General features: G+C 65.2%; 27 protein-coding genes and 1 other RNA gene. 9 read left to right on the forward strand and 19 right to left on the reverse strand.

Annotated elements, in window-relative coordinates; all coding sequences use genetic code 11:
- The first annotated feature begins 11 nt into the window (after window positions 1-11).
- Window positions 12-1,511 carry a phosphomannomutase/phosphoglucomutase gene (locus WHZ77_RS02310; protein ID WP_375312204.1) on the forward strand — a complete coding sequence of 500 codons (1,500 nt, stop codon included), beginning with the start codon at window positions 12-14 and terminating at the stop codon, window positions 1,509-1,511.
- An 83-nt stretch (window positions 1,512-1,594) separates the two neighbouring features.
- On the opposite strand, the gene WHZ77_RS02315 is transcribed toward WHZ77_RS02310, so the two are convergent.
- The 11 genes from WHZ77_RS02315 to WHZ77_RS02365 form a co-directional block, all read right to left on the reverse strand.
- On the reverse strand, window positions 1,595-3,064 hold the full coding sequence (locus WHZ77_RS02315) for a methyl-accepting chemotaxis protein (protein WP_375312205.1): 1,470 nt from the start codon (window positions 3,062-3,064) through the stop codon (window positions 1,595-1,597).
- A gap of 16 nt (window positions 3,065-3,080) precedes the next feature.
- Complete coding sequence (locus WHZ77_RS02320; protein WP_375312206.1) at window positions 3,081-3,413, reverse strand: hypothetical protein; 333 nt, start codon at window positions 3,411-3,413, stop codon at window positions 3,081-3,083.
- Window positions 3,414-3,556: 143 nt separating this feature from the next.
- Entirely contained in the window at window positions 3,557-4,066 is a 510-nt protein-coding gene (locus WHZ77_RS02325; protein ID WP_375312207.1) for an Lrp/AsnC family transcriptional regulator, read from the reverse strand.
- 67 nt (window positions 4,067-4,133) lie between these two features.
- Window positions 4,134-5,081 (reverse strand): sugar kinase, encoded by a 948-nt coding sequence (locus tag WHZ77_RS02330; RefSeq protein WP_375312208.1) that lies wholly within the window; start codon window positions 5,079-5,081, stop codon window positions 4,134-4,136.
- 13 nt (window positions 5,082-5,094) lie between these two features.
- Window positions 5,095-6,039 carry an NAD(+) diphosphatase gene (gene nudC, locus WHZ77_RS02335; RefSeq protein WP_375312209.1) on the reverse strand — a complete coding sequence of 315 codons (945 nt, stop codon included), beginning with the start codon at window positions 6,037-6,039 and terminating at the stop codon, window positions 5,095-5,097.
- 10 nt (window positions 6,040-6,049) lie between these two features.
- The gene (locus WHZ77_RS02340) at window positions 6,050-6,469 is read right to left on the reverse strand and encodes an HIT domain-containing protein (RefSeq protein WP_015689085.1); all 420 of its coding nucleotides are present in this window, start codon (window positions 6,467-6,469) and stop codon (window positions 6,050-6,052) included.
- Window positions 6,470-6,654: 185 nt separating this feature from the next.
- Window positions 6,655-7,782 carry a muconate cycloisomerase family protein gene (locus WHZ77_RS02345; RefSeq protein WP_375312210.1) on the reverse strand — a complete coding sequence of 376 codons (1,128 nt, stop codon included), beginning with the start codon at window positions 7,780-7,782 and terminating at the stop codon, window positions 6,655-6,657.
- Window positions 7,779-8,534, reverse strand: a complete 756-nt coding sequence (locus WHZ77_RS02350; RefSeq protein ID WP_375312211.1) for an SDR family NAD(P)-dependent oxidoreductase — start codon at window positions 8,532-8,534, stop codon at window positions 7,779-7,781. Before WHZ77_RS02350 ends, WHZ77_RS02345 begins: the two co-directional genes overlap by 4 nt.
- Window positions 8,534-9,340: an amino acid ABC transporter ATP-binding protein gene (locus WHZ77_RS02355; RefSeq protein WP_375312212.1), complete on the reverse strand. Its 807-nt coding sequence runs from the start codon at window positions 9,338-9,340 to the stop codon at window positions 8,534-8,536. Before WHZ77_RS02355 ends, WHZ77_RS02350 begins: the two co-directional genes overlap by 1 nt.
- Complete coding sequence (locus tag WHZ77_RS02360; RefSeq protein ID WP_375312213.1) at window positions 9,337-9,999, reverse strand: amino acid ABC transporter permease; 663 nt, start codon at window positions 9,997-9,999, stop codon at window positions 9,337-9,339. The genes WHZ77_RS02355 and WHZ77_RS02360 overlap by 4 nt, the downstream gene beginning before the upstream one ends.
- Before the next feature lie 122 nt (window positions 10,000-10,121).
- The gene (locus tag WHZ77_RS02365) at window positions 10,122-10,976 is read right to left on the reverse strand and encodes a transporter substrate-binding domain-containing protein (RefSeq protein WP_375312214.1); all 855 of its coding nucleotides are present in this window, start codon (window positions 10,974-10,976) and stop codon (window positions 10,122-10,124) included.
- 183 nt (window positions 10,977-11,159) lie between these two features.
- Between WHZ77_RS02365 and ffs the strand changes: the two genes are divergently transcribed.
- The 5 genes from ffs (at window position 11,160) to WHZ77_RS02390 (ending at window position 14,588) form a co-directional block, all read left to right on the forward strand.
- Window positions 11,160-11,256, forward strand: an RNA gene (ffs, locus tag WHZ77_RS02370) — signal recognition particle sRNA small type.
- 95 nt (window positions 11,257-11,351) lie between these two features.
- Window positions 11,352-13,169, forward strand: coding sequence for a DNA polymerase III subunit gamma/tau (locus WHZ77_RS02375; protein ID WP_375312215.1), 1,818 nt, complete (start codon window positions 11,352-11,354; stop codon window positions 13,167-13,169).
- A 24-nt stretch (window positions 13,170-13,193) separates the two neighbouring features.
- The gene (locus WHZ77_RS02380; RefSeq protein ID WP_151645054.1) at window positions 13,194-13,523 is read left to right on the forward strand and encodes a YbaB/EbfC family nucleoid-associated protein; all 330 of its coding nucleotides are present in this window, start codon (window positions 13,194-13,196) and stop codon (window positions 13,521-13,523) included.
- Between the two features lies 1 nt (window position 13,524).
- Window positions 13,525-14,127, forward strand: a complete 603-nt coding sequence (gene recR, locus WHZ77_RS02385) for a recombination mediator RecR (protein ID WP_375312216.1) — start codon at window positions 13,525-13,527, stop codon at window positions 14,125-14,127.
- Between the two features lie 26 nt (window positions 14,128-14,153).
- Window positions 14,154-14,588, forward strand: coding sequence for a hypothetical protein (locus WHZ77_RS02390; protein WP_375312217.1), 435 nt, complete (start codon window positions 14,154-14,156; stop codon window positions 14,586-14,588).
- Window positions 14,589-14,669: 81 nt separating this feature from the next.
- On the opposite strand, the gene WHZ77_RS02395 is transcribed toward WHZ77_RS02390, so the two are convergent.
- Together WHZ77_RS02395 and WHZ77_RS02400 are read right to left on the reverse strand one after the other, a co-directional pair.
- Window positions 14,670-16,034: an MFS transporter gene (locus WHZ77_RS02395; protein ID WP_375312218.1), complete on the reverse strand. Its 1,365-nt coding sequence runs from the start codon at window positions 16,032-16,034 to the stop codon at window positions 14,670-14,672.
- Between the two features lie 195 nt (window positions 16,035-16,229).
- The gene (locus WHZ77_RS02400) at window positions 16,230-17,429 is read right to left on the reverse strand and encodes a DNA recombination protein RmuC (RefSeq protein WP_375312219.1); all 1,200 of its coding nucleotides are present in this window, start codon (window positions 17,427-17,429) and stop codon (window positions 16,230-16,232) included.
- Between the two features lie 173 nt (window positions 17,430-17,602).
- Between WHZ77_RS02400 and def the strand changes: the two genes are divergently transcribed.
- The 3 genes from def to truA all read left to right on the forward strand — a co-directional run bounded on the left by def (window position 17,603) and on the right by truA (window position 20,007).
- Window positions 17,603-18,127: a peptide deformylase gene (gene def, locus WHZ77_RS02405; RefSeq protein WP_375312220.1), complete on the forward strand. Its 525-nt coding sequence runs from the start codon at window positions 17,603-17,605 to the stop codon at window positions 18,125-18,127.
- A gap of 207 nt (window positions 18,128-18,334) precedes the next feature.
- Window positions 18,335-19,270 (forward strand): methionyl-tRNA formyltransferase, encoded by a 936-nt coding sequence (gene fmt / locus WHZ77_RS02410; protein WP_375312221.1) that lies wholly within the window; start codon window positions 18,335-18,337, stop codon window positions 19,268-19,270.
- Window positions 19,270-20,007, forward strand: coding sequence for a tRNA pseudouridine(38-40) synthase TruA (truA, locus tag WHZ77_RS02415; protein WP_375312222.1), 738 nt, complete (start codon window positions 19,270-19,272; stop codon window positions 20,005-20,007). Before fmt ends, truA begins: the two co-directional genes overlap by 1 nt.
- Before the next feature lie 75 nt (window positions 20,008-20,082).
- Here truA and dapE read toward each other — a convergent pair whose 3' ends face one another.
- The 6 genes from dapE to argB all read right to left on the reverse strand — a co-directional run bounded on the left by dapE (window position 20,083) and on the right by argB (window position 25,926).
- A complete protein-coding gene (gene dapE, locus WHZ77_RS02420) occupies window positions 20,083-21,249 on the reverse strand; it encodes a succinyl-diaminopimelate desuccinylase (RefSeq protein WP_375312223.1) in 1,167 nt (388 codons plus the stop codon).
- Complete coding sequence (locus WHZ77_RS02425; RefSeq protein WP_375314645.1) at window positions 21,246-21,890, reverse strand: DUF805 domain-containing protein; 645 nt, start codon at window positions 21,888-21,890, stop codon at window positions 21,246-21,248. Before WHZ77_RS02425 ends, dapE begins: the two co-directional genes overlap by 4 nt.
- Before the next feature lie 229 nt (window positions 21,891-22,119).
- Window positions 22,120-22,965 (reverse strand): 2,3,4,5-tetrahydropyridine-2,6-dicarboxylate N-succinyltransferase, encoded by an 846-nt coding sequence (gene dapD / locus WHZ77_RS02430; RefSeq protein WP_375312224.1) that lies wholly within the window; start codon window positions 22,963-22,965, stop codon window positions 22,120-22,122.
- A 227-nt stretch (window positions 22,966-23,192) separates the two neighbouring features.
- Window positions 23,193-23,882 (reverse strand): pyrimidine 5'-nucleotidase, encoded by a 690-nt coding sequence (locus tag WHZ77_RS02435; protein WP_375312225.1) that lies wholly within the window; start codon window positions 23,880-23,882, stop codon window positions 23,193-23,195.
- Between the two features lie 14 nt (window positions 23,883-23,896).
- A complete protein-coding gene (locus tag WHZ77_RS02440) occupies window positions 23,897-24,883 on the reverse strand; it encodes a DUF1036 domain-containing protein (RefSeq protein ID WP_375314646.1) in 987 nt (328 codons plus the stop codon).
- A gap of 155 nt (window positions 24,884-25,038) precedes the next feature.
- Window positions 25,039-25,926 (reverse strand): acetylglutamate kinase, encoded by an 888-nt coding sequence (argB, locus tag WHZ77_RS02445; protein WP_375312226.1) that lies wholly within the window; start codon window positions 25,924-25,926, stop codon window positions 25,039-25,041.
- Window positions 25,927-26,033: the final 107 nt, after the last annotated feature.

Genomic DNA, 26,033 nt, shown 5'->3' on the forward strand with positions numbered 1-26,033 from the left:
AGACCGCCTCAATGTTTCCCAAGCCGAAATCCGTATTGTTGCCCAACACCTACGCCTTCGAATCCGAGCCGATGGTGAAGGCGACCGGCTTTCGCGAATACGACGCGCGCTGGTTGTTCCAGAAGGAAATCAACCTGATGGGGATCCAGGCGCTCGGCATGGGGCTGGGCGCGCTGATCGCGGAGCTCGGCGTCAGGCAGGAGATCGTCACCGGCCATGATTTCCGTGGCTATTCGGCCTCGATCAAATACGCGCTGATCTCCGGCCTGATGGCAGCGGGCTGCAAGGTGCACGACATCGGGCTTGCGGTGACGCCGATGGCCTATTTCGCGCAGTTCGATCTCGACGTGCCCTGCTGCGCCATGGTCACCGCTTCGCACAACGACAATGGCTGGACCGGCGTGAAGATGGGTGCCAACCGCCCGCTGACCTTCGGCCCCGACGAGATGACGAGGCTGAAGGAGATCGTGCTCAACGCCGATTTCAAGAACAAGGCCGGCGGCTCCTACCAGTTCCACGAAAACTATCCGGCGCGTTACATCGCCGATCTCACCAGCCGTCCGAAGCTGACGCGCAAGCTCAAGGTCGTCGCGGCCTGTGGCAACGGCACCGCCGGCGCATTCGCGCCGCAGGTGCTGGAAGCGATCGGCTGCGAGGTGATCCCGCTCGACACCGAGCTCGACTACACCTTCCCGAAATACAATCCGAACCCTGAAGACATGGAAATGCTGCACGCGATCCGCGATGCGGTGCTGCAGCACAAGGCCGATGTCGGCCTCGGCTTCGACGGTGACGGCGACCGCTGCGGCGTCGTCGACAACACCGGCGAGGAAATCTTCGCCGACAAGGTCGGCGTGATGCTGGCGCGCGACATGTCGGCGATCCACAAGGACGCACAGTTCATCGTCGACGTGAAGTCGACCGGCCTGTTCATCACCGATCCGGTGTTGCAGAAGCAGGGCGCCAAGACCACCTATTGGAAGACCGGTCATTCCTACATGAAGCGCCGCACCCACGAGACGGGCGCGCTCGCCGGCTTCGAGAAGTCCGGCCACTTCTTTTTCAACAAGCCATATGGACGCGGCTATGACGACGGTCTCGTCTCGGCGCTCGCGATCTGCGACATGCTCGACCGTGCGCCCGGCAAGTCGATGGCCGATCTGAAGAACGCGCTGCCAAAAACCTGGTCATCGCCGACGATGTCGCCGCATTGCGCCGACGAGGTCAAATACGGCGTCATCGATCAGGTCGTGAAGCATTTCGAGGATTTACAGGCGAAGGGTGCGAAGATCGGCGGCCAGGCGATCCGCGATCTCGTCACCGTCAACGGCGTGCGCGTCACGGTCGAGGACGGCAGCTGGGGCCTGGTGCGAGCCTCCTCGAACAAGCCCGAGCTCGTGGTCGTGGTCGAGAGCCCCGTCTCCGAGCAGCGCATGCATGACATGTTCGAGATGGTGAACAGCGTGCTGCGCACGCATCCCGAAGTCGGCGAGTACAATCAGAAGATCTGAGCCAAGCCGGAGAGCCTGCGCTTGCCGCATCCAAGGCTGTCATCACCCGCGAAGGCTGGCGATGACCGCGTTCGAGCGGCAGTTTACGCCGTCCGCAGCGACCCCAGGAATCCGTCGACCTCGGCCTTGAGACGCTCGGACTGCGACGACAGTCCGGCGGCAGCCTGGTGCATCTTCGAGGCGGCGGCGCCCGCCTGTTCGGACGCCTTGCTGACGCCGACGATGTTGTCATTCACTTCCCGCGTGCCGGTGGCGGCCTGTTGCAGGCTGCCGGCAATCTCGCGCGTCGCCAGGCCTTGCTGATCGACCGCGGTCGATATCTGGCCGGAAATCTCGTCGATCTCGGCGATCGTCGCGCCGATCGCCTGGATGGCGTTGACGGCATTGCTGGTCGCGCCCTGGATGCTCTGGATCTGCGCCGAGATCTCTTCGGTGGCTTTTGCTGTCTGGTTCGCCAGCGCTTTGACCTCGCTCGCGACCACCGCAAATCCTCTGCCGTGTTCGCCGGCGCGGGCGGCCTCGATGGTGGCGTTCAGCGCGAGCAGATTTGTCTGGCTCGCGATGTTCTGGATCAGGGTGACGACCTCGCCGATCTTCTGCGTGCCGCTGGCAAGGCCTTCGACCACTTCATTGGTGCGGCGGGCCTCGTCGGCGGCCTTGGCCGCGATTTCCGCGGAACGGGCGACCTGCTGGGTAATGCTGCCGACCGATGCGGTGAGCTCCTCGGTCGCAGCCGCGACCGTCTCGACGTTGCTCGAGGCGTGGTTCGACGCCGAAGCCGCGGCGGCGGTCTGGCGCGCGGTGTCGGCGCTGTTGTTGCTCATCGCGGATGACAGCTTCTGGACTTCACTGGCGGCAACCGCCACCGCCTGCACGATGCCGCCGATGCTGCGTTCGAAATTGCTGGCCAGACGCTGTTTGGCCGCCTCGCGCTCGTCCTTGGCGCGCTGTTCGACCTCGCTACGCTCGTTGTTCGCGCGCGCTTCCGCCGCCATCGCGGCCTGTGCCTCGGCTGTCTTCATGGCCGTGGTCTCGAACAGCTCCTGGAGCTTGTGGGATAGCGCGATCAGCACGCCGGCCTCGATCAGCAAGATGACCGCATGCAGCACGACGCGGCCGAAATCGGAGCCGCCGGGATAGATCGCCGCGGGCAGCAGGAAGTTCAGCGCGATGTGATGCAGCGCCACCGCAACCGTCGCCGCGGCAATTGCACGATAATCGCAGTAAGCAACGATGCAGGCCAGCGCCGCGAAGAAGTACATGTGCATGTCGATCTGCCAGGGGTTTCCCTCGAACTGGTAGGTGAACATCGACACGCCGCTCATCAATGCGACGGAGAACACGAGGCGTGTGGACAGGCCATTGCCGGACAGGCGCCAGGACAGGGTCGCGGCGAGCGCGAAGATCGCCATAAACATCGCGGGGACGAGCCATGGCTTGCCGAGCGCCAGCCCGATCGTCACGCTGATCGGCACATGCAGCCAAAGCGCTGCGACGAGGATCTTGCTGGTCGTCTGCCGCAGCGATTCCAGTCCGTCGTTCTCGACAATCATGTCTTCTTTCCCAGAGCTATCTGCCAAAGCATGCCGAAACCGCTTGCGCGTCCATCACGAACCAGGCGCCCGCCTCGTGCAGGCGAGCGAGTCCGTCATGGTCATCCGGGCGGACGACGAGGAGAGTGGGAAGGGCGGTTGCCCCAACGATCGCGGCTTGTGCCGATCCCGCAGCCTGAAAAACCTGCTGCGTGCTCCACCACGGCGGAAACGCAACTGCGACAATTGTCGCGCCCGGACGAACCTGTAAGGTGAGGATAGCAACTGCGATCCAGCCTGCGAGCAGCAACGCCGCCGCATTCGCCCAGGCAGGCCACCGCCGGGACGGAATCGCCGTTTTCCCCTCCATGATCGAAATCTAGGCGATCGGAGCTAATTCCCGGTAAATTCTCCTTACGGAGATGCGCAATCAGGGCGAGGGCCGGAGCGGTACAGGGATCAGCGGCGACTTGCCGCCGATTTCAATTCATATGCGATGGGCCCAGGCTGAACTCACGCCACGACCACCGCCGGTATCGGCAGCGTGGTCACGGACTTGATCTTTTCCATCGCAAAGCGCGAAGTGACATTCTTCAGCGGCACCGCGCTGATCAGCTTCTTGTAGAATATGTCATACGCCTGCATGTCCGCGACCACGACGCGCAGCATGTAGTCGACGTCGCCGGCCATGCGGTAGAATTCCATCACTTCCGGCATCGCGCTGACGGCCTCGGCGAACTTCTTCAGCCAGGCGTCCGAATGGTCGGCGCTCTCCACCGACACGAACACGGAGATGCCGAGCCCGATCTTGTTCTGATCGACCAGGGCCACCCGTTTGATGATCACGCCATCCGCCTCGAGCCGCTGGATGCGCTTCCAGCAGGGGGTCGACGACAGCCCGACGCGGTCGCCGATCTCGGCGACTGACAGGGAGGCATCGTCCTGGAGGACCATCAGAATCTTGCGGTCGATTGCGTCCAGGCGACGGCTGGTCTCGGGAATCGGAAGGGCGGCGTCAGTCATTTTAAGAATTTTGTTCCATTATTGCGCTTGCCTTCTCTCATATATAGAAAAATCTTCTATCGCAAGTCTATAATCTTGGCGGCGAATTTAAGGTTAGTCCTCGGTAATCGGATAAAAGCTCTTCAATTTCAAAGCGATGCGGGGCGGCGAGTCCGCCGCCATGGCGGGTGCATTTCAGCGCTGCGGCCGCCGCGGCGAATCGCAGCGCCTCCCGCACATCGCCGCCTTCGGAGAGGCGCAGCGTGAAAGCGCCGTGGAAGACGTCTCCGGCGCCAAGTGTATCGATGGCTTCGACCGGAAACGCCGGTGTCTCGTCCAGCTCGCCCGTTTCGTTCAACCAGATGGTGCCGCGCGGGCCGCGCGTGGCGGCCAGAAAGGCCGGCGTCAGCCGCGACAGATGGCGCAAGGCTTCGCCGTCAGCGGACACGCCGGTGGTCTCCTGCAGCTGCGCACTGGCGAACAGCAGGTGCGAAGCGGCTGTGAGCAGGCCATCGGTCAGTGCCATCGCGCGGTCGACGCCGACGACGACTGCAATGCCGCGGCGGCGTGCTTCGACACAGAGCTCGGTGCAGAACGCAGCGCAGCGGCTCTCGACCAGAACCGCCTGGCAATCGGCCAGCAGCTCGCGGGCATCGGGCAGCCTCACGCTCCAAAGGCCGGGATCGCGATAGATCGTGAGTGTCCGTTCTCCGGAGGGCTCGATCATGATCGCGGAGACCGGCGTCGCGAGACCCGGCATGCGCACGATGTGCGTGGTCTCGATGCCCTCCTGCGCCATCCGCTCGAGAATGAAGGTGCTCGATGTTTCCCCTACGTCGCCCATCGGTCCGGCGAACGAGACGCGGCCGCCGAGCCGGGCGATCGCGATCGCGGCATTGAGCGCATTGCCGCCGCATATCTCTGTGAAATGGCCGGCGTTGGCTTTGCTGCCGCGTTCGGGCACGGCCTCGACACGAAAGGTAAGGTCGCGCACGGGAATGCCGACGCAGAGGCTGCGCGGCGCGATCCCGGCCATCGGCGGTCTCAGCTCAGGAACCGCTCTTGTCGTGCACCCAGCGGCCGAGCAGATGATGGGCGATCGCGAAGGGATGCGGGCCGGCGAGCCCGTCCGGGTGCGTCCGCGTCAGCATCAGGGCCGCTTCCTCGCGCGTGAACCAGCGCGCATCCTCCAGCTCGGAATGATCGACGACGATGTCTTCGTTCAGCGCCCGCGCGCTGCAGCCGATCATCAGCGATGACGGGTAGGGCCACGGCTGGGTCATGTAATACTGCACGTCGGTGCAACTGATGCCGGACTCTTCGAGGATTTCGCGGCGCACCGCGTCCTCGATGGTCTCGGCGGCCTCGACGAAGCCGGCGAGGCAGGAATACATGCCCGGCGGAAACTGCTTCTGGCGGCCGAGCAGGCACTTCTCGCCGGAGGCGACATGCATGATCACCACCGGGTCGGTGCGGGGAAAATGCTCGGCCTTGCAGGTCGGGCATTCGCGCTTCCAGCCGCCTTCCTTCATCGCGCTGCGGCTGCCGCAATTGGCGCAATAGCCGTGGCGCTGATGCCAGCTCACCATCGACTTCGCCATCGCGACTGCCGAAAGCTCATGTGGGGGGATCGCGCCCTGCATCGCCATGCCGCGCAGCTCGGTGACGATGTAGTCCTCGCGCCCGACCAGTTTCTCGGCAGCGGCCTGCGACAGGCCCATGCCGAACATCGCGGCGCCGTCGCGCAATCCCAGGAAGATCGTGCCGGGATTGGCGCCGCATTTCAGCGCCTCGTCGATTCCCAGCAATGCGCGCACTTTTTCGCCCTCGCGCTTCACCAGCAGCGAGTCGCGGTAGACGACATAGGCGCGCGACGACGGCTTCTGCTCCATCGCGAACAGCTTTTCCTCGTCGCGGCGCAGATGCGCGGCGCGATCGAGGATGTTGGTGACGAAGGCCGGCTGTCCCAGCGGAAACGACTCGAATGCTGACATTATTGTTCTTTCAACCCAACCAGATTTTCTTGCGAAGCGCGCTGATGAAATTCTGCACCTCAGTGGCATCATGGGCCAGAGGCTGCATCACGCCCCAGACCGGCCGCGGCCAGGCGGCGTCACCGGTGCGGCGCGCGATGATGTGCACGTGAAGCTGCGGCACGAGGTTGCCGAGCGCCGCGATGTTCAGCTTGTCGCATCTGGTGATCTCCTTCAGCGCGCGCGAGACGCGGGAAATTTCCGTCATCAGTTGCGCCTGCTGGACCTCGTCGAGATCGATGATCTCGACTGCATCGGGGCGCCGCGGCACCAGCAGCAGCCAGGGATAATGCGCGTCCTTGATGACCAGCACCTTCGACAGCGGCAAATCGCCGATGTCGATGGTGTCCTCTTTCAGGCGGGAGTGCAGCGACCATGCGGGTTCGGACATATGCGTTTCCGGATGGCCCGATGGGTTCGGGCTTGTTTGGTCCAACCATACGATACCGATTCTGATTGGGGAAGGATGGGCGCTCCGCTGTCTCTGCATACGCGGTCGTCGTCCCGGACAAGCGCAGCGAAGCGGAGCGCAGATCCCGGACGGGCTCACGCTGTGCGCGCCCCCGAATGACGAAACTACGCCTCCGTCAGCACCCGCGCATTGGCGCGAATCGAGGCTTCGCTGACGCGGATGCCGAGGCCGGGCCCATCCGGCACCACGACGTGACCGGCGCGGTTGGCGATTCGCTCTTCCAGCACGTCCTCGGTCAGCACGTGATGCGGCATGTAGAACTCGCAGCCGAGCGAGATTCCCGGCGTCGCCGCGATCAGCTGCGTGCCGGCGGCCAGCCCGATGCCGCCCTCCCACAGCGTGCCGCCATAGCCGGGCAGTCCGGCGACGTCGGCGATCGCCATGATCGCCTGGGCCTCGAACAGGCCGCCGGCCTTCATCAGCTTGATCGAGACGGCGTCGGCCGCCTCGCGGCGCACCACCTCCATCATGTCGCGGCGATCGAAGCAGCTCTCGTCGGCGAGCACGGGCGTTTCCAGTGCCACGGTGAGCTGCGCCATCACGTCGAGAAAGTTGCGCGGCACCGGCTGCTCGATGAAGGTCGGCGCGAACTGCCCGACGTCGCGCAAAATCTTGATGGCGCCGAACGGAGCCAGCGCTTGATTGTAGTCGACGCGAAGGTCGACCGTGTCGCCGAACTCGTTGCGGATCGCCTCGAGATGCTCGAGGTCCTCGCGATGCGGCTTCACGCCGGTCTTGACCTTGTAGATCACGTTCCCGTCCGGAACCATTTTCCGCATGCGTTCGAGATCGGCGGCAAAGTCCGGATCGGCGATCGAGAAAGAAAGGGGAATCGTGTCGCGCACCCGGCCGCCGAGCAGGTCGGCGACCGATAGTCCAGAAGACTTGCCGACGATGTCGAGCAAAGCCATCTCGATCGCGACTTTCGCTTCCGCGTGCCCGACCAATGCGCGGTCGAGCTCGGCCATCAGCGCGCGGATGCGGCGCACCGGTTTGCCGAGCACGATGGGCCGCAGATAAATGTCGAGCGCTGAGAATGCCGCTTCCGGCGTTCCCGTGAACACCTCCCACGGCGCGGCTTCACCCCAGCCGACGATGCCGTCGCTGGACGTGAGCTCGAGCAGGACACGTTTCACCGTGCCCTTGACGTTGCCGACGCCCTGGAGGCGGGCCATCTTGATCGGGCTTTCGATAAGGAACAGCCTGAGACGTTCGACGGTCGCTTCGGTCATGTCAGGCCTCCATTGACGTGCCAGACCTGGCCGGTGACGTAGGATGCTTTTGGCGAGGCGAGGAAGGCGATGATCTCGGCCACCTCTTCCGGCCGCCCGCGGCGGCGCATCGGGATCAGCGCCTCGGTGGCGGCGATCTGTTCGGGTGACAGCCGGCTCTCGCTCGGCTTGTCCTTGATGATGAGGCCCGGCGCGACCGCGTTGACGGTGATCCCGTCTTTCGCAAGTTCGACCGCGGACAGCCGCACCAGCGCTTCCAGTGCGGCGCGGCTGGCAGCCGTCGCTGCGAAGGGCGTGAATTCGGGCCGGATCGCGTGCGCGACGAACGACGACACGGCAACGATCCGCGCGTCGGCCCCGGCGCGCAGCAGCGGCAGCGCGGCCTCGACGAGCCGCGTGAAGGCCAGTGCGGATTCGTCCATCGCCTGGCGGAACTGATCCGCCGGCGTGCCGATCGCGCTGCCGCGGCGGGCATGGCCGCCGACCAGGATCAATCCGTCGAGCCGGCCGAAGGCGCGTTGCGTTGCCGCGACGGCATCGGTGACCGCGGTCTCCTCGGCGAGATCGCCGAGGCATTTCGCGACGACGGCGCCCTTCGCCTCGGCCTCTGCCGCAGTGGCGTCGAGGCCGGCCGCGTTCGAGCGGGTATGCAGCAGCAAAGCGATGCCGGGCGCGGCGAGCAGCTTTGCAGTGGCGCGGCCGATGCCGCTGGCGGCACCGGTCACGAGATAGGCACGGTTGATATCAGGCATCAGGTTGCTGCGTTGGCCGGTGGCAATGCGCCGGTGCGGTGGAAATGGCTGAGGAAGGCGCGCGTCGCCGCTTCCTGCGGATTGTCGATCACCTGCCGCGCCGGGCCTTCCTCGACCACGATGCCGTCGCGCATGAAGATCAGGCGGTCGGCGACCTCGCGGGCAAAGGCGATCTCGTGGGTCACGATCACCATGGTCATGCCCTCGGACGCCAGTTGCTGGATCACGGCAAGCACCTCGCCGACGAGTTCGGGATCGAGTGCCGAGGTCGCCTCGTCGAACAGCATGACGTCAGGCTCCATCGCCAGCGCGCGTGCGATCGCGACGCGCTGCTTCTGGCCGCCGGAGAGCGTCGCTGGATATTGGTCGGCCTTCTCGGCGAGGCCGACCTTGGCGAGCTGCGCCCGCGCGAGCTTCTCGGCGTCGGCCTTGGCCATGCGTCGCACCGTGACCGGTCCCTCCATGACGTTCTGGAGCGTCGTCATGTGCGGGAACAGGTTGAAATGCTGGAACACCATGCCGGTGGTGGCGCGGAATCTTGCCAGCGTCCTCACGTTCGGCAGCGTCGAACCGTCGCCGAACGAAAAGCGAGTATCGCCGACGCGGACGCTGCCGCCGTCGGGAACGACCAGCAGATTGATGCAGCGGAGCAGCGTCGATTTGCCCGAGCCTGACGGTCCGATCAGCGCCACGACGCCGCCTTTGGCGACGTCGAGGCTGATGTTCTTCAGGACCTCGTTGCTGCCAAAGCTCTTGCGCAGGGCCCGGATCTCGATCTTCGAAGTGTTCTTGGACGTGTCGCTCATTCGCTGACCGCCAGTCGCTTCTCGCCGCGGCGGACGATGATGGTGAGCGGAATCAGGATCGCCGCATAGGCGACCGCGACCGCGGTGTAGGTCTCCAGCGGCCGGTAGCTGTCATGGGCGGCGACCTGGCTCTGATAGACCAGATCAGGCACCGCCAGCACCGAGACCAGCGAGGTGTTCTTGAACTGGATAATCGACTGGTTCATCAGCGCCGGGATCATGCGCTTGATCGCCTGCGGCAGCACTATGCGCCGCATGCTCTGGCCGGGCGTCATGCCGAGCGCCGCGCCGGCTTCCGACTGCCCCTTGTCGATCGAGATGATGCCGCCACGGATGATCTCCGAATAGAACGAGCCGCCGTAAAGCGACAGCGCCAGCGCCGAGGCGGTGATCGGCGTCATGTCGATACCGGCCAGGATCGGCAGTGCGTAGTAGAACCAGATCAGCTGCACCAGGATCGGCGTGCAGCGGAACGCCTCGATGAAGGTGAGGGCCAGCATGCGCACTGCCTTGAAGCGCGACAGGCTGCCGAACGCGCCGAACAGGCCGAACACCAGACCGAGCACGACGATGACCACGGTGAAGCCGACGGTGACGCCGAGCCCGTTGAGAAAGAGCCAGCGATAGCTCCAGAGGATGCCGAAGTCCCACTGATACATGCGTGTTTACTCGTCGTGGGTGCCGTTGGCCCCGTCATTCCGGGGCGCCCGAAGGGCGAGCCCGGAATCTCGAGATTCCGGGCTCGATGCTTCGCATCGCCCCGGAATGACAGTGTGAAAGCCTACAGCGAAACGCCGGGCGGAATGTCCGCCTCCGTCACGCCGACCAGCTCCATGTTGGTGATGATGGCGTTGCGGATGAATCCGAGGCCCTTGTTGAAGTCGATCCAGGTGTTGACGTAGTCGCGCCAGGTCTTGTCGGTCTCGCGGCGGAAGCCGGCATTCGACGTGGTCGCGAAGATCGGCGTCGGCAGCACGAACTGGCCGAGCGAGGGATTCTTCTTCAGCACGGTCAGCGACAGCATGGTGATCAGGCACTGCGCATCGACGCGGCCGGTCTGCAGCGCGGCGGTGGCATCGTCCGCGGTCTTGAGCCGCGAGATCTGCGCCTTCGGCGTCAGGCGGCTGACGACCTGGTCGTGCGACGAACCCTGGTCCACCGCGATCTTGATGTCAGGCGAGTTCAGCTCGGCCCAGCTCTTCGGCTTGAAGTCCTTCTTGCAGAGGATGCCGAAGGCGTTGTTGAAGACCGGGACGGAGAAGTCCACCACCAGCGCGCGCTTCGGGGTCGGGTTGAGGCCGAAGAAGATGTCGATCTTGTTGGACTGCAGATCCAGCACCGAATTGCCCCAGGTGGTTTCGGTGATCTCGAGCTCGGCCTCCATGTCGTCGGCGAGCGCCTTGGCGATGTCGACGTAAAAGCCTTTCCACTGGCCGCTGGAAAGGTCCTTCATGTAATAGGGCGCGCCGCCGCCAACGGCGCCGATCCGCATCTTCTTGGTGCGGCGGATGCGGGCGAAGGTCGATTCGTTGGGATCGGCCGCCTGGGCCACGGCCGGCGAGGCCAGCGCGCTCGCGGTCACCGCGCCAATGGCGCCAAGTCCGACAATCGATGCAACATCACGACGTGTAACCATTGGGATCAATCGCTTTTCTGGTTGGATGGAGTTCCGGCAGCGTTCATACCAAGGCGGCCCTATCAGCGAAAGCACAGCCTATCGGCTGGGCAGGCCCGGAATTGCCCGGATGCTGGGCAAGATCAAGCGGTTCAAGCCGATCCCCGCTTGCTTTCCCGCCCTTTTGGCCCCAAATAGGGACCGGGAGATTGGCGGTGGACGAGCCACTCGCCAACCGGGTCAGGTCCGGAAGGAAGCAGCCCTAACGAGGTCCGGATCGGGTCGCTCGTCAGTCTCCTACTTGTTTTTCCGAGCGAATTGCGCCGGCGGCTCGAGCCGTCAGCGCGCTCCTTTCCGCAAGAGCCGGCGAGAGACACTTCCATTGCGGATCGACCGATGACCGACGCTGGCGCCCCTTCCAATCCTGACAGCGCCAGCCAGGCTGGCACGCCGTACCGGGTGCTGGCGCGCAAATACCGCCCGTCCTCCTTCGACGACCTGATCGGCCAGGAGGCCGTGGTCCGCACCGTCTCCAATGCGTTCGAGACCGGGCGGATTCCGCAGGCCTGGATCCTCACCGGCGTCCGCGGCGTCGGCAAGACCACCACCGCGCGCATCCTCGCCCGTGCGCTCAACTACGAGATGCCGGACGGCTCGGTGAAGGGCCCGACCATCCACATGCCGACGCTCGGCGTGCATTGCCAGGCAATCATGGAAAGCCGGCACATGGACGTGCTGGAGATGGACGCGGCCTCGCACACCGGCGTCGACGACGTCCGCCAGATCAATGACAGCGTGCGCTATGCGCCGGCCAGCGCCCGCTACAAGGTCTACATCATCGACGAAGTCCACATGCTGTCGACGGCGGCGTTCAACGCCTTCCTGAAGACGCTGGAGGAGCCGCCGGAGCACGCCAAGTTCGTGTTCGCGACGACCGAGATCCGGAAGGTTCCGGTCACGGTGCTGTCGCGCTGCCAGCGCTTTGACCTGCGCCGCGTCGAGGCCGACGTGTTGATGAAGCACCTCGCCAACATCGCAGCCAAGGAAAACGTCGAGATCGAGGCTGAGGCACTCGGCATCATCGCGCGCGCCGCCGAAGGCTCCGTGCGCGACTCGCTGTCGCTGCTCGACCAGGCGATCGCGCATGCGGCGGGCGCCGTGAAGGCCGATGCCGTCAGGCAGATGCTGGGGCTCGCGGATCGTACGCGCGTCATCGACCTGTTCGATTCGCTGGCGCGCGGTGACATCGCGTCCGCGTTCAAGGAGTTTCGCGACCAGTACGATGTCGGCGCCGATCCGATCGTCGTGCTCTCCGACCTTGCCGAATTCGTCAATTTCGTCACACGCGTGAAGATCGTGCCGGCGACCGCCGACAACGTCGCCTATGGCGAGACCGAACGGGTTCGCGCACGGGATTTTGCCTCGAAAATCTCGATGCGCGTGCTGTCGCGGATGTGGCAGATGCTGCTCAAGGGCATCACCGAAGTGCAGGCCGCGACGCGCCCCGCGGCGGCGGCCGAGATGGTGCTGGTCCGCATCGCCTATGTCGCCGATCTGCCGACGCCGGATGAAGCCCTCAGGATGCTGGAGCAGAATGGTGGCGGCTCGCCGGTCGTGAGCGGCGGCAGTGCCGCGCGCAGCGCGCCGTCGGCGCCCGTTGCGTCCGCGGCGCCGGTTCGCATGCCGACCTCGTCGCCGTCTTCGTTCGGCGGCGGCGGCGCCCGGCCGCAGATGGCGGCGCCCGCGCCGGATCCGCAGGCCACCGCGCCCGTACTCCGCGTCACGAGCTTTACCCAGCTCGTCGCGCTCGCCGGGCAGAGGCGCGACCTCATGACCAAGAGCGCGCTCGAATCCGACATGCGCCTCGTTCGTTTCGAGGAGGGCCGGCTGGAAGTCGCGCTCGAGCCCAATGCGTCCAAGACCATGATCACCGAGCTCGCGCGCAAGTTCGAGTTGTGGACCGGCCGGCGCTGGACCGTGATCGTCTCCAACGAGCAGGGCCAGCCGACGCTGCGATCGGTGAACCAGGCCGCCAAGCAGGAGCATGCGCGCACGGCGGAGGCCGATCCGCGCGTGCAGGAGGTGCTGTCGCGCTTCCCCGGTGCGAAGGTCGTCGAGGTCCGCAGGCTTGCCCCGGAGACGCCGGAATCCAATATTAACGCCGACTATGGCAGTGACGATCCGCCCGACGGTTCCGACGGCGACGATCTCTGAGCCGATTTTCCAAGGACAGCACCGATGGTCGATATTTTCGGCATGATGAAGCAGGCGCAGCAGCTGCAATCCAAGATGCAGGAGATGCAGGACGCGCTGGCGAACGTGGAAGTCGAAGGCATCTCCGGCGGCGGTCTCGTCGCCGTGCGCATGACCGCGAAGATGGACGTGAAGGGCATCAAGATCGATCCCTCGCTGATGAAGGCGGAAGAGCGCGAGGTGCTGGAGGACCTGCTCGTCACCGCGCTTGGCGATGCCCGCCGCAAGGCGGAGACGGCGGTGCAGGAGAAGATGCAGTCGCTCACCGGTGGGCTCGGCCTGCCGCCGGGACTGTCGGGGCTGTTCGGCCAGTAATATGGGCGCTGTTGCGGGTCCCGAAATCGAGCGGCTGGTCCAGCTTCTCGCACGGCTGCCGGGCCTCGGCCCGCGCTCCGCGCGGCGTGCGGCGCTGCATCTGATCAAGAAGCGCGAAGCGCTGATGATGCCGCTGACGTCCGCCCTGCAGGTCGCGCTCGACAAGGTCCAGGTCTGCAAAACCTGCGGCAACATCGACACGCAGAATCCCTGCACGGTCTGCGCCGATCCGCGGCGCGATCCCGCCATCATCGTCGTCGTCGCCGACGTCGCCGATCTCTGGGCGCTGGAGCGGGCCAATGCGACCCAGGGGCGCTACCATGTGCTGGGCGCGACCTTGTCGCCGCTCGACGGCGTCGGTCCGCAGGACCTCACCATCGACGCGCTGGTCGCGCGTGCACATGCGGCCGAGGTGCACGAAATCATCCTGGCGCTGAATGCCACGGTCGACGGCCAGACCACGGCGCATTACATCACCGACCTGCTTCAGGACGCCAACGTAAAAGTAACCCGGTTAGCGCACGGTGTGCCGGTCGGTGGCGAGCTTGATTATCTCGACGAAGGTACGCTATCGGCCGCGATGCGGCAGCGAACCTTGTTCTAGCCATCCAGACCTACGGAACGGACGACATGACGAAACGATTCGCCACACGATTGGCTTTGGTCGCGACGATGACGATGCTGGCGACCCCGGCGCTCTCGGCGCAGGGCGACGAAGCTCCGCCGCCGTCAAAGCCCGGCAAGCCGATCAACACCGGAGACGTGCTCTCGGGCGAGTTGAACGCAATGAAGGTGCGAGACGTCAAGAACGCCGGCAAGCGAATCGCGACCTACCAGATCACCTCCGAGCCGCGCCGCCTGCCGCCGCCGAGCGGGCTCTGCAATCTCGAGACCGGCCCCGAGACCTTCCAGCTCGTTCCGAGCGGCGATGCCCAGGCCGCGCAGCTGAAGACGTTCACCGGCAAGGAGATCTCGATCAAGGTCGACGAAGTCGCCTGCGCCAGCGATCCCGGCCAGATGAGCGAAGCCGTGGTCACGAAGTGGAGCCTGATCAAGAAGCAGTAGCGCACTCGCTTCGCTCGCCGCAGAGAGGGACCGATCTGTTTTCGTCATGGCCGGGACAAGCCCGGCCATGACGGGGTCGCGCTAAACCCTCACCGGCCCCAGCGACTCAAAATGCCTGCGCTTCTGCAGCCATGTCAGCAGGATCAGGCTCGGGATCGCCACCAGTACGCAGATCACAAAAAACAGCGGCCAGCCGGTCGCCTTGGCGACATAGCCGGCCACGGACGAGAGATAAGTGCGCCCCACGGCCGCGAGCGCGGTGAGCAGCGCATATTGCGTCGCCGTGTGCAGCGGGTTCTGGCAAAGCGCGGAGAGGTAGGCGACGAAGATCACGGTGCCGATGGCGCTGGTGAAGTTCTCGCAAGTAATGGCGAAGGCGAGCGCCCACTGACTGGTGCCGACGAACGCAAGCCACGAGAACGACAGGTTCGCGAGGGCCTGCAACACGCCGCCGATCCACAGGCACGTCGCCAGCGGGTAGCGCCGGGCCAGGAAGCCGCCGGCAAAGCCGCCGATCAGCGTTGCGGCGAGGCCCACGCCCTTCACGATCGCCGCATAGTCGTTGCGGGAGAAGCCGAGGTCGATCACGAACGGCGCGGTCATGGTGCCGGAAAACGCGTCGGTGAACTTGAACAGCACGACGAAGGCGAGCGCGGCGAGCGCGTCCTTGCGCGCCAGAAATTCCGAGAAGGCACCGATCGCGGCGTGCAGCACGCGCGCGAACGCGGTCTCGGTTTGCGTCGCCGCCTCGGCCCGCGCCGATTGCTCGGGCTCGGTCGCGGCCAGCGCGGTGACCGTGCCGATCAGCACCATCGCCGCCATCACCACATAGCCCCACATCCAGGCCGATGTGCGCGGGATGCCGGTGTCCTCGAAGCCCGAGACGATGAACAGCGCGCCCGCGGTCGAGACCAGCATGCCGATGCGATAGGCTGCGACATAGGACGCCATGCCGGCGGCCTGCTCGCTCTCGGGGAGGCTTTCGACGCGGAAGGCGTCGACCACGATGTCCTGCGTCGACGACGTCGTCGCCACCAGCAGCGCGCCGAGCGCGACGTAGAACGGCGAGCGCGCGGGATCGGTCAGCGCCAGCAGCAGGATCGCGATGATCAGCAGCAGTTGCGAGAACAGCAGCCAGCCGCGTCGCCGCCCGAACGCGCGCGTGAACAGCGGCACATGCAGCGCATCCACCAGCGGCGCCCAGAGGAATTTCAGCGTGTAGGGCGTGCCGACCAGCGCGAACAGCCCGATCGTCCCGAGATCGACCCCGGCCTCCCGCATCCACACCAGCAGCGTCGAGCCCGACAACGCCAGTGGCAGCCCAGAGGAGAAGCCGAGGAACAGCACGATCAGCACGCGCTGCTGCAGGTAAACGGCCAGACTGTCGCGCCAGGACGTGGCGGGCGTGTCGGTGATGGCAGGGGAGGTCGCGTCGGGTGCGTTCATGAAGAGGTGTTAGCAGATTCTGGCTGAAAAGACTCTCTCGCCCAAGTCCGTGGGGCGGGAGCTCTCAACGCCCTGTCGCTGTCATCGTGCGCGAAGGCGGACGATCCAGTAATCGCCGGCAACTCGGTTCAATCGCGATCGCCGCGGCGTACTGGATGTCACGCCTGCGCGGGGCATGACAGTGTGCCCTAAATCTCACTCCCCCGCCTGGAGCTTCCGCGGAAACAGCTCCGGCGCACCGGTCGCCACCAGATGCGGGCCCTCCGGCGCATCCGTCTTGCTGAAATCGAGCTCCTCGATTCGCCCGGCGCGCTTCTCGATCTTGTCGGCGGAGATCAGGATCTGGCGGACATCCTCGTTGGCGTCGGCGAAGTGCTTCTGCAGCTTCGTCACGCGGTCGCGCAGGCGTCCCAGGTCGTCGCCGAGCTTGATCACCTCGGTGCGGATCTGGTCGGCGGCGTCGCGCATGCGCGCGTCCTTCATGATCTGCTGCATCACCTGGATCGCCAGCATCAGCAGCGAGGGCGACACCAGCACGACGCGGGCGCGATAGGCCTTCTGGATGATGTCGTCGAAGCCGTCGTGGATCTCGGCGTAGACCGATTCCGACGGCACGAACATCAGCGCCATCTCCTGGGTCTCGCCGGTGACGAGATATTTTTCGGCGATGTCGCTGACATGCTTCATCACGTCGCTGCGCAGCCGCTGCGTGGCGATCCGCTTCTCCTCGTCGCTGCGGGCGTCGTGCAGCGCGGTCATCGCCTCCAGCGGGAATTTCGCGTCGATGCAAAGCGGGCGCTGGTCGGGCAGGAACACCACGCAATCGGGCCGCTTGCCCGTCGAAAGCGTGAACTGGAATTCGTAGGCGCCCTTTGGAAGACCATCCTGGACGATCGCCTCCATCCGCGCCTGGCCGAAGGCGCCGCGCGACTGCTTGTTGGCGAGCACGTCGCGCAAGGTCGTCACCTGCGTGGTGAGGTCGGTGAGGTTCTTGTGCGCGTTGTCGATGATGCCGAGCCGCTCGTGCAGCGCGCGCAGGCTCTCCATGGTGTTGCGGGTGGTGTTTTCCATGGACTGGCCGACGCGATGGGTCACCGAATCCAGCCGCTCGTTGACCGCCCGCGCCATGTCGGCTTGGCGTCCGGCCAGCGCCTGGCTCATGGCGTCGACCCGGCCCGAGGCCTCGCTCTGGGCATGCAGCACTTGGCTCAGGCGCTCCTCGAGCTCGTCGGCGCGGATGGCATGCGCCATGGCGAGTTCCGCGCCGCGCCGTCCCGAGCGCGCGATCACGACGGTGATCGCCACCAGCAGGATGAGGACAAGGGCGCCGAAGCCGATCAGCGCATCGATGGCGCGCACCGGCCAGTCGCCAGCCACGAAAATGATCTCGTTCATGCCTGTCCTTCTAGCCGATTCGGCGGGTCGCACGAACGAATAGCGAACATTTCGGGGTAAATGCCCCGTTAATTTTCATGGTTAACGAAACCTGAAGTTTTATGGTTAGCGTAGGGTTAACGGGGTTCCCCAGCCGCATTGACCGCATCCGGCGCGCGGCTTAAATCGCGGCCATGGCCCTCAGAGAAATCATCATCCTGCCCGACAAGCAGCTGCGTCTGGTCTCCAAGCCGATCGAGAAGGTCACGGCCGAGATTCGCAAGCTTGCCGACGACATGTTCGAGACCATGTACGACGCGCCCGGTATCGGGTTGGCGGCGATCCAGATCGCGCAGCCTTTGCGGCTGATCACCATGGACCTCGCCAAGCGCGACGAGAACGGCGAGACCAAGCCCGAGCCGCGCGTCTTCATCAATCCGGAGGTCATTGCCTCGTCCGAGGAGCTCTCCGTCTACGAGGAAGGCTGTCTGTCGATCCCAGAATATTACGAGGAGGTCGAACGGCCCGCCAAGGTGCGCGTGCGCTTCACTGATTTGGACGGCAAGGTGCACGAGGAGGATGCCGAAGGCCTCTATGCCACCTGCATCCAGCACGAGATCGACCATCTCAACGGCGTCTTGTTCGTCGACTATCTGTCGAAGCTCAAGCGCGACCGCGTCATCAAGAAGTTCGAGAAAGCCGCCAAGCGCGCGGAGTAAGGTAGTGTGAAGGCTGCCCAGTACTCCGCTGCGCTCCCTCCCCCCTTGTGGGGGAGGGCGGGGGAGAGGGGTAGCCTAGGCAGAAGTCTATCCGTCATCTGAATCGAGTGCGTGCCGCGAACGCTTGTGCCGAAACAGCGCGTCGTGTGGCACCCCTCTCCCTAGCCCTCCCCCACAAGGGGGGAGGGAACGCATCGAGTCCTTGTCATGCCCCTCCGCCTGATCTTCATGGGCACGCCCGATTTTTCCGTGCCGACGCTGCTCGAGCTGGTCGGGCACGGCCACGAGATCGTCGCCGTCTACACCCGCGCGCCGAAGCCGGGCGGACGGCGCGGCCTGCAATTGCAGCCGACCCCGGTTGAAGAAGCCGCGCGAAAGCTCGGCGTTCCCGTGCTGACGCCGAAGACGCTGAAGACGCCGGAAGCGCTCGACGAATTTCGCGCCTTCGATGCCGATGCGGCCGTCGTGGTCGCCTATGGCATGATCCTGCCGCAGGCGATCCTCGATGCGCCAAAACTCGGCTGTTACAATCTGCACGCCTCGCTGCTGCCGCGCTGGCGCGGTGCCGCGCCCATCAACCGCGCCATCATGGCTGGGGACGCCGAGAGCGGCGTGATGGTGATGAAGATGGATGTCGGGCTCGACACCGGCGACGTCGCCATGGCCGAACGCCTTGCCATCACCGACACCATGACGGCGGCCGATCTGCACGATCGCCTCTCGCGCCTCGGCGCCGATCTGATGGTGCGGGCGATGGCCGCGCTCGCACGCGGCGGCCTTCAGCTCAGGAAGCAGGGCGAAGACGGCATCACCTATGCCGCCAAGATCGACAAGGCCGAAGCGCGGATTGACTGGACCAGGCCGGCGCACGCCGTGCTGCGCCACATCCACGGCCTGTCGCCGTTTCCCGGCGCCTGGGCCGAGCTTACGGGCGTGGGCGAAAATGCGCGTATCAAGATCCTGCGCTGCGAGCTGGCGAAAGGCACGGGCGCGCCGGGCGATGTGCTCGATGATCAGTTCACCATCGCCTGCGGCGAGGGCGCAATCCGCATCATCGAGCTGCAGCGCGAAGGCAAGGCGCGGATGCAGGCCACAGACTTCTTGCGCGGGGTGCCGCTGAAGCCGCCGATGCGGCTGGCCTGATGCCCCGCTACAAGCTCACCATCGAATATGACGGCGCGCCGTTCTTCGGCTGGCAGGTGCAGGACACGCTACCGTCGGTGCAGGGCGCGCTGGAGGCGGCGGTGAAGGCGATGACCGGTGCGGATCTGCGCGTGCACGGCGCCGGCCGCACCGATGCGGGCGTGCATGCGCGCGGCCAGGTCGCGCATGTCGACATCGAGAAGCAGTTTCCGCCCGGCCGATTTCGCGACGGTCTCAATGCCCATCTGCGCCCGCATCCGATCGCGGTGCTGGAGGCCGAGATCGTGCCTGACAGCTTCGAGGCGCGCTTCTCCGCCATCAAGCGCCACTACCGCTACCGCATCGTCAACACCCGCGCCAATCTCGCCCTCGACATCGGCCACGCCTGGCGCGTGCCGCGCAAGCTCGATGCCGATGCGATGCATGCGGCGGCACAGCGTCTGCTCGGCAAGCACGATTTCACGACGTTCCGCGACACCGAGTGCCAGGCCAAATCGCCGGAGAAGACGCTCGACCAGCTCGACGTGCTGCGCGACGGCCGCGAGATCACGATTCTCACCTCGGCGCGGTCGTTCCTGCACAGCCAGGTGCGCTCGATGGTGGGATCGCTGGTGTGGGTCGGCGAGGGACGCTGGACCGCGGACGATCTCTCGGCAGCGCTCGTCGCCCGCAACCGCGCCGCCTGCGGTATCGTTGCTCCGCCGGACGGGCTGTACCTGGTGAAGGTGGATTATTAGAACCTGACGCCGCCACAGCGTCATGGCCGGGACAAGCCCGGGCATGACGGCGGAGCGGCTGGCGGCGATTAGCGCCTACCCAAAATACCGCGTCAGTATCCCCCGATACACCTTCGTCAGCGTCTCCAGATCCTTGACCGGCACGCGCTCGTCGACCTGATGCATGGTTTGGCCGACCAGGCCGAACTCGATCACTGGGCAATAGCTGGAGATGAAGCGCGCATCCGAGGTGCCGCCCGAGGTCGACAGCTCCGGCTTGCGGCCTGTCACCTCCTCGATCGCGGAGACCGCGAGATCAGTGAACGGGCCGGGCTTCGTGACGAACACGTTGGAGTTCGACGGCTCCCAGACGATGCGGGCCTTGATGCGATTGCCGCAGGCTTTCGTCAGCCGCGTCTCGACCAGCTCGCGCAGGCTCGCCTGGGTGTGGTTGTCGTTGTAGCGGATGTTGAACTTTGCACGGGCCTCGCCGGGGATGACGTTGTTGGCCTTGTTCCCGACGTCGACCGAGGTGAATTCGAGATTGGAGGCCTGGAACTGCGCGCTGCCATGATCGAGCGGCTCGTCGCTAATCGCAACGATCAATCGCGAGATATCCGGCACCGGATTGGAGGCGCGGTGCGGATAGGCGACATGGCCCTGCACACCGTCGACATAGAGCGTGCCGGATTGCGAGCCGCGGCGGCCGACCTTGATGGTGTCGCCGAGCGTCTCGACATTGGAGGGCTCGCCGAGCACGCAATGGTCGAATGTCTCGCCGCGCTCGGCGGCCCATTTCAGCAGCTTGATGGTGCCGTTGATGGAGACGTCTTCCTCGTCGCCGGTGATCAGGAAGGAAATCGAACCCTTGTCGTCCGCGCGCGGCTTGCCGTCATGGGCGGCGAGATGCTCCAGCACAGCGGCGACCGAACAGGCGATGCCGCCCTTCATGTCGACCGCGCCGCGACCGTGCAGGAAGCCGTCCTTCACCTCGCCGGAGAATGCGCCGACGCTCCAGGCGCTCTCGTCGCCCGGAGGCACCACGTCGGTGTGGCCGGCAAAGGTGATGTGCGGGGCTTCAGTGCCGATGCGCGCATAGAGATTGTCGACGTCGGCGGTGCCGGGCTCGGAGAACGTCACACGGTGGCAGGTGAAGCCGGCGGCGGTGAGCGCTTGTTCAAGCACTCCGAGTGCACCGGCGTCAGCCGGAGTTACCGAGGGGCAGCGGATGAGATCGCGGGCAATCGAGAGAGCATCGGTCATGCGCCCCGCTTAACATGCATGCCGCCGGGAGGGCTAGCGCTGGGCGGCACGAATTCGAGCTCGCTTTGCTGGTCCCAGCTTTTTGCAGGGGACGAGGCGGATGCGGAGCCGTCCTCGACCGCGGCGAGTGGATCGGGGCCGAACCGGTTGTGGCCCGAAGTGCCCGGCACGATGAACATTTCGACGAGGCCCCACAGCCACAGCGCGTGGACGGCCCAGTCGAACGGAGCAAACCAGCTGGAGTCGGGCAGCAGGTCCCAGAAATGAAACGGCAGTCTTGGGACGAAGAAGAAAGGGACGATCCACCAGCCGCTGCGGTCGCGATCGTGCAGCCGTTTGATCGCTGTCGCGAGGTAGATCCAGAAGAACAGCGAAGTGCCGAGGACCTTCAGCATCAAGGTCGGGCGGTCGGCGGACGGCAGCAGCGGATAGGCGCGGGGGTCGACCGCCCGGAAGAGGTCGTCGAGCCCGAAATCGAACTCCAAGGAATATTTGAATGATGTCTGGCCGTTCGCGACGTGGATCGCCTGATCGATCATCCCGAGCAGGGCTGCCAGCAACGCGACGATCAGCAGCGCCTGCCACAGCAAGGCACGGTTGATGCGGCCGTCGAAGCGGAAGAGATACCAGGTCCAGTCCATGCGAATGGCTCCGGGCGGGTGGCCGCCCGAAGATTGGTCGTGTTGAGGGGTGATGCGGTTCGATTCCAAGCCAGACCCGTCATCCTGAGGTGCGAGGCCTGCGGTGCAGAGCACCGCAGGGGGAGCCTCGAAGGATGAGCGGCCGAGAGCGGGGCCGTCGCCCTTCGAGGGCCGCTGAAGAAGCGGCCACCTCAGGGTGACGGTGAGGGAATGGCGCTTGCCGCGCCGATCAATCCCGCAGCAGCTCGTTGATGCTGGTCTTCGCGCGCGTGCGCTCGTCGACGCGCTTGACGATGACGGCGCAGGCCAGACTCGGGCCGGGCTCGCCGTTCTTCATGGGCTTGCCGGGCAGGGCGCCGGGCACCACCACCGAATATTCGGGCACTTCGCCCATGAAGATCTCGCCGGTCTCGCGGTCGACGATCTTGGTCGAGGCACCCAGGAACACGCCCATGGACAGCACCGCGCCCTTGCGCACGATCACGCCTTCGGCGACCTCGGAGCGCGCGCCGATGAAGCAATCGTCCTCGATGATGACGGGCTCGGCCTGCAGCGGCTCGAGCACGCCGCCGATGCCGACGCCGCCTGAAATGTGCACGCGCTTGCCGATCTGCGCGCAGGAGCCGACGGTCGCCCAGGTGTCGACCATGGTGCTCTCATCGACATAGGCGCCGAGATTGACGAAGGACGGCATCAGCACGACGTTCTTGGCGATGAAGGCCGAGCGGCGCACGATCGAACCAGGCACCGCGCGGAAGCCGGCATCGCGAAACCGGTTCTCGCCCCAGCCTTCGAACTTCGAAGGCACCTTGTCCCACCAGGTTGCCTTGCCGGATCCGCCGGGAATGACGCCCATGTCGTTCAGGCGGAACGACAGCAGCACGGCCTTCTTCAGCCATTGATTGACCTTCCACTTGCCGTCGGCGCCGCGCTCGGCGACGCGCGCCTCGCCCTTGTCCAGAATTTCCAGCGCCTGGTCCACGGCCTCGCGCACCTCGCCCTTGGTCGTGGTCGAGATGCCGTCACGCGCGTCGAAGGCGCTGTTGAGGGTGGATTCGAGGGCTTGGAGGGACATCGGGATTTCCTCAGAGGCAGACGGGAATTGTGATGGATTGGTGGGCTTTTTCGGGATTTGGGCCGGGAGAGTCAAGGCATACTCCGCTGTCATCCCGGGGCGCGCGAAGCGCGAGCCCGGGATCCATAGCCACAGACGGTGGTTTTGCGAGGACTCGGAGTTGTGCCACAACCACGTCCTGTGGCTGGGTCCCGGGCTCGCTTCGCGCCCCGGGACGACGGCGGCTATTATCGTGACAACCCGCCCAAGAACCCCGTCAGATCATCCGTGACGTGGTCGACATGGGCCGCATCGCGGCCCTCCAGTTCCCAGTCCTCGCGCACCACTTCTTTGGTGCCGTCGGGCACCACCAGCACCGTCGTCATGCCGAGCTCGTGCGGGACGGTGAGGTTGCGGGCGAGGTCCTCGAACATCGCGGCGCGGGCCGGGTCGACCGCATGGTCCTCGAGGAATTTCCGGTAGGTCTGCGGCGCCGGCTTTGGCTCGAAGCCGGCCGCGATGATGTCGAACACGCCGTCGAAATGCGCCGCCAATCCGAGCCGCGCCAGCACGGCGTCGACATGATCGACCGAGCCGTTGGTCAGAATCAGCTTGCGTCCCGACAGGCTCGCGATCGCTTCGCCGAGCGCCGGGTTCGGCTCCAGCGGCGAGTGGTCGATCTTGTGGACGTAGGCGAGGTAGTCGTCGGCGCGCACGCCATGCAGGGTCATCATGCCGCGCATGGTGGTGCCGAAGCGCCGGTAATAGTCCTTCTGGATATTGCGCGCTTCCGCAGGACTCACGTTCAGCCAGTTGCACACGAACTCACCGATCCGCGCATCGACCTGCTGCCACAGATTGACGTGATGCGGGTAGAGCGTGTTGTCGAGGTCGAACACCCATGTATCGACATGGCTGAAGGCGCGGGGGGATTTCATCAGAACTCTCTCAATCACGGCATCGCAAACCGCAGCGTCTTGCCGCCGCTGCTCATATCCACCGCGCCAAATCCCGTCGCCGCGAAACCGCGCGTGCCGCAATCGGTCTGCTCGTTGGTCTCGAACTTGGTCTCGCGGGTGCAGAGCTGCCTGTCGCCGCCCCAGTTCAGCGGCTTGTCCTTCAGCTTGATGACGCGGTTGTCGGCGTCGATGGCTTCCGCGAAGCTGAAGATCTGTTTCGGCTGGCCGGTCACGTCGGGGTGCAGGCAGGCCTTGGGATCGAGGCGATACCAGCCGCGGCTGGTCACGGACTTGCCGTCGTCGGTGGCGATCGCCGCCATCACCTTGTGCGGCGTGTCGTTGCACCAGGTCAGGCCGCTCGCGGACGGGGTCTGCGTCGCATCGACCATGGTCTTGAAGAAATTCGGCGACGATACGGCGTCGGACGGCAGCCCGCGACTCTTCAGGAACGCGGCCAGCGCGGCTTGCGTCTTCGGTCCGTCGACGCCGTCGATCGCGCCGACGTCGTAGCCGATGATCACCAGCAGCCGCTGGATGCCGGCGAGCCGCGCCTGCTCGTCGTCATATTCGGAATCCTCGGCGAGATACGTCACCAGATTGCCGTCGTCGCCCTGCGTCGGCGTCACTTGCGTGAAGGCGGCCTGGGTCTGGCCGCTGCGGCATTGCCGCGCGGCCGCGATGACGAAATTGTCCTGCGCCACGCACAGCGTGTCGCTGCCGCTCTGCGGGATCGGCGAGGCGCCATAGACGCCGAGTGCGCGGGCGTTGAGCAGGATGCGGTCGGCGGAGAGCGTGCCCTGCACCACCACGCGGCAGGTGGCGGGATCGATCCTGAACCAGCCCCGCGTCGCGGTCGCCGCCTTGTCGTCGATTCCGATCGCGGCCTCGACGACATAGGACATGCGGTTGCAGATTTTCAGGTCGGCAAAGGCCGGCGCGGAAGAGAAGACGAACGAGACGGCCGCGGCGGGCAGGGTCATCAGGACGCGGGTGAAGGTAGAGCGACGGTGCCTCTGAACTCTCACCTCGTCATGCCCGGGCTTGTCCCGGGCATCCACGTTCTTGGCGCGGGTCGAAAGATCGTGGATGGCCGGGACAAGCCCGGCCATGACGGCTTTCTTTGTCCGCTTGCTCATCACTTGTGTATCAGCGTTCCCGTACCTTGGTTGGTGAAGAGCTCGAGCAGCACCGCGTGCTGCATCTTGCCGTCGATGATGACGACGCCCTCCACGCCCTGTTCGAGCGCGTAGATGCAGGTCTCGACCTTTGGGATCATGCCGCCGGAAATGGTGCCGTCGGCGATCAGCTTGCGCGCGTCCTTCACCGACAATTGCGGAATCAGCTTCTTCGACTTGTCGAGCACGCCCGGCACGTCGGTGAGCAGCAGCAGGCGCTTGGCCTTCAGCGCGCCGGCGACCGCACCGGCAAAGGTGTCGGCGTTGACGTTCAGCGTCTGGCCGTCCTTGGAGGTCGCGAGCGGCGCCAGCACCGGGATCAGCTCATAGCCGATCAGCTGGTTGAGCAGCGTGAGGTCGACCTTCTCGGGGTCGCCGACGAAGCCGAGATCGACCGCCCTCTCGATGTGCGAGTCCGGATCGATGATGGTGCGCGTCGTCTTCGACGCCTTCACCATGTTGGCGTCCTTGCCCGACAGGCCCACGGCCTTGCCGCCGGCTTCGTTGATGTAGCCGACGATCTGCTTGTTGACGGAGCCCGCCAGCACCATCTCGACGATCTCGATGGTCGCGGCGTCGGTGATGCGCAGGCCGGCTGCGAATTCCGAGACGATGCCGAGGCGCTTGAGCATGGTCGCGATCTGCGGCCCGCCGCCGTGCACCACCACCGGATTGATCGCGGTCTGCTCCAGCAGCACGATGTCGCGGGCGAAGTTCTTCGCGGTCTCCTCGTCGCCCATGGCATGGCCGCCATATTTGATGACGATGGTTTCCTCGTCATACTGCTGCATGTGCGGCAGCGCTTCGGACAGGATACGGGCCTGGTCGAGCGGGGAGATGTCGGTCATGTCGCGGATCTCGCTGGCGGGACTGTCGGGCCGCGTTCTATCCGATTGGTGGGCGAGGCGCAAAGCGGGTGTTCGCACTTACCCTCCCTTGGACGGGGAGGGTCGAT

Origin of the sequence: Bradyrhizobium sp. A5 (assembly GCF_042076515.1) — a bacterium.
GTDB classification, from domain to species: Bacteria; Pseudomonadota; Alphaproteobacteria; order Rhizobiales; family Xanthobacteraceae; genus Bradyrhizobium; species Bradyrhizobium cosmicum.

Coding starts and splice junctions, on each gene's coding strand:
- WHZ77_RS02310 (WP_375312204.1), top strand. CDS start 12: ATGTTTCCCAAGCCGAAATCCGTATTGTTGCCCAACACCTACGCCTTC.
- WHZ77_RS02315 (WP_375312205.1), bottom strand. CDS start 3,064: ATGATTGTCGAGAACGACGGACTGGAATCGCTGCGGCAGACGACCAGC.
- WHZ77_RS02320 (WP_375312206.1), bottom strand. CDS start 3,413: ATGGAGGGGAAAACGGCGATTCCGTCCCGGCGGTGGCCTGCCTGGGCG.
- WHZ77_RS02325 (WP_375312207.1), bottom strand. CDS start 4,066: ATGACTGACGCCGCCCTTCCGATTCCCGAGACCAGCCGTCGCCTGGAC.
- WHZ77_RS02330 (WP_375312208.1), bottom strand. CDS start 5,081: ATGGCCGGGATCGCGCCGCGCAGCCTCTGCGTCGGCATTCCCGTGCGC.
- nudC (WP_375312209.1), bottom strand. CDS start 6,039: ATGTCAGCATTCGAGTCGTTTCCGCTGGGACAGCCGGCCTTCGTCACC.
- WHZ77_RS02340 (WP_015689085.1), bottom strand. CDS start 6,469: ATGTCCGAACCCGCATGGTCGCTGCACTCCCGCCTGAAAGAGGACACC.
- WHZ77_RS02345 (WP_375312210.1), bottom strand. CDS start 7,782: ATGACCGAAGCGACCGTCGAACGTCTCAGGCTGTTCCTTATCGAAAGC.
- WHZ77_RS02350 (WP_375312211.1), bottom strand. CDS start 8,534: ATGCCTGATATCAACCGTGCCTATCTCGTGACCGGTGCCGCCAGCGGC.
- WHZ77_RS02355 (WP_375312212.1), bottom strand. CDS start 9,340: ATGAGCGACACGTCCAAGAACACTTCGAAGATCGAGATCCGGGCCCTG.
- WHZ77_RS02360 (WP_375312213.1), bottom strand. CDS start 9,999: ATGTATCAGTGGGACTTCGGCATCCTCTGGAGCTATCGCTGGCTCTTT.
- WHZ77_RS02365 (WP_375312214.1), bottom strand. CDS start 10,976: ATGGTTACACGTCGTGATGTTGCATCGATTGTCGGACTTGGCGCCATT.
- WHZ77_RS02375 (WP_375312215.1), top strand. CDS start 11,352: ATGACCGACGCTGGCGCCCCTTCCAATCCTGACAGCGCCAGCCAGGCT.
- WHZ77_RS02380 (WP_151645054.1), top strand. CDS start 13,194: ATGGTCGATATTTTCGGCATGATGAAGCAGGCGCAGCAGCTGCAATCC.
- recR (WP_375312216.1), top strand. CDS start 13,525: ATGGGCGCTGTTGCGGGTCCCGAAATCGAGCGGCTGGTCCAGCTTCTC.
- WHZ77_RS02390 (WP_375312217.1), top strand. CDS start 14,154: ATGACGAAACGATTCGCCACACGATTGGCTTTGGTCGCGACGATGACG.
- WHZ77_RS02395 (WP_375312218.1), bottom strand. CDS start 16,034: ATGAACGCACCCGACGCGACCTCCCCTGCCATCACCGACACGCCCGCC.
- WHZ77_RS02400 (WP_375312219.1), bottom strand. CDS start 17,429: ATGAACGAGATCATTTTCGTGGCTGGCGACTGGCCGGTGCGCGCCATC.
- def (WP_375312220.1), top strand. CDS start 17,603: ATGGCCCTCAGAGAAATCATCATCCTGCCCGACAAGCAGCTGCGTCTG.
- fmt (WP_375312221.1), top strand. CDS start 18,335: ATGCCCCTCCGCCTGATCTTCATGGGCACGCCCGATTTTTCCGTGCCG.
- truA (WP_375312222.1), top strand. CDS start 19,270: ATGCCCCGCTACAAGCTCACCATCGAATATGACGGCGCGCCGTTCTTC.
- dapE (WP_375312223.1), bottom strand. CDS start 21,249: ATGACCGATGCTCTCTCGATTGCCCGCGATCTCATCCGCTGCCCCTCG.
- WHZ77_RS02425 (WP_375314645.1), bottom strand. CDS start 21,890: ATGGACTGGACCTGGTATCTCTTCCGCTTCGACGGCCGCATCAACCGT.
- dapD (WP_375312224.1), bottom strand. CDS start 22,965: ATGTCCCTCCAAGCCCTCGAATCCACCCTCAACAGCGCCTTCGACGCG.
- WHZ77_RS02435 (WP_375312225.1), bottom strand. CDS start 23,882: ATGAAATCCCCCCGCGCCTTCAGCCATGTCGATACATGGGTGTTCGAC.
- WHZ77_RS02440 (WP_375314646.1), bottom strand. CDS start 24,883: ATGACCCTGCCCGCCGCGGCCGTCTCGTTCGTCTTCTCTTCCGCGCCG.
- argB (WP_375312226.1), bottom strand. CDS start 25,926: ATGACCGACATCTCCCCGCTCGACCAGGCCCGTATCCTGTCCGAAGCG.